This window comes from Pseudomonas sp. HMWF006 (assembly GCF_003061205.1).
Lineage (GTDB): Bacteria > Pseudomonadota > Gammaproteobacteria > Pseudomonadales > Pseudomonadaceae > Aquipseudomonas > Aquipseudomonas monsensis.
Genome location: NZ_QAIU01000660.1, coordinates 10,220 through 11,556, shown reverse-complemented (window position 1 = coordinate 11,556; position 1,337 = coordinate 10,220). Strand labels below are relative to the sequence as shown.

The 1,337-nt window shown below is 57.3% G+C and carries 2 pseudogenes; both read left to right on the top strand.

The features are described 5' to 3' along the window. A pseudogene (locus DBR24_RS30605) lies at positions 1-494 on the top strand (calcium-binding protein); the annotation flags it as partial. 244 nt (positions 495-738) lie between these two features. Beyond that, a pseudogene (rfbF, locus tag DBR24_RS30600) lies at positions 739-1,337 on the top strand (glucose-1-phosphate cytidylyltransferase); the annotation flags it as partial.

Below are 1,337 nucleotides of genomic sequence, written 5' to 3'. Positions count from 1 at the left end.
TCACCGCCGTTAACGACGCAGGTAGTCGGGCTTATGGTGAGGCAGGTGGTGACGTCATCACTGTGAATCACGGCTTGGCCGATGGCGGTGAGGGCAACGATTTGCTGACCGGCACGGGCATGGGCTTTTCTCTGTTTGGCGGAGCGGGCGATGACACTCTGGTTCTGCAATCCGGTGGTTTCGCCAACGGTGGTGAAGGTGATGATCTCTACACGGTCAGCACTCCGGGGCTGGTGACAATTCAGGATGATGGCGCCAGCCGTTTGGACAAACTGGTGCTGTCGTATATCAGTAGCTCCGAGCTGCTGGTCGATCGTGTCGGTGATGATCTTTACCTGCATCGGTCGAGTTTCAAACCCGGAGAGGCCCCGCAGGAAGGCGTCCAGCTCAAGGACTGGTTTGCTGGCTTCGATACCATCGAGCAAATCCAGACGGCAAATGGGCAAGTCATCAATCTGCCAACCAATAGCGATGCGTTTGCCATGTTCGGCTGATCGTTGCGGCACTTGAAATAGATGGATGAAAAGGGATGGGTCCAATGACGGATTCGTCCCTTTTTTATGGCGTTTCGCGCGGTACAGGAGGTTTCTTCGAGCTGGCGCGTTTCCTGCAAGTCCCCTGCAAATCGCCATAAAACGAGCGCTCGCAGGCATTCTGCTGAGCCCGCGGTAAGGCAAAGATTTAGCCAAAAGGCCTGCAAAACTTGGCCAAGCCCGGTGAAGAACAAGAGGGGAGACGATGAAGGCAGTTATTTTGGCGGGTGGCCTCGGCACGCGCATCAGTGAAGAGTCGCACCTCAAGCCCAAGCCGATGATCGAGATCGGCGGCAAGCCAATTCTCTGGCACATCATGAAGCAGTATTCCGCCCACGGAATCCACGACTTCGTGATCTGCCTGGGCTACAAGGGCTACGCGATCAAGGACTTCTTCGCCAACTACTTCCTGCACACCTCCGACGTCACCTTCAACATGCGCGAAAACCGCATGGACGTGCACCAGAACTACAGCGAGCCGTGGAGCGTCACTCTGATCGACACCGGCGAGGAAACCATGACTGGTGGCCGTCTGCTGCGTGCTGCGCGTTATCTGCAAGATGAAGAGGCGTTCTGCTTCACCTACGGCGACGGCGTTTCCGACATCAATATCGCTCAGCTCGTCGATTACCACAAAGCCCACGGTCGTCTGGCGACCGTCACCGCCGTGCAGCCGCCCGGCCGTTACGGTGCCCTCGAGCGGCAAGGCGATCAGGTGCTTGGTTTCACTGAAAAGCCGCGCGGTGACGGTGGCTGGATCAATGGCGGGTTCTTCGTGCTGTCGCCGAAAGTGCTGCCGTACAT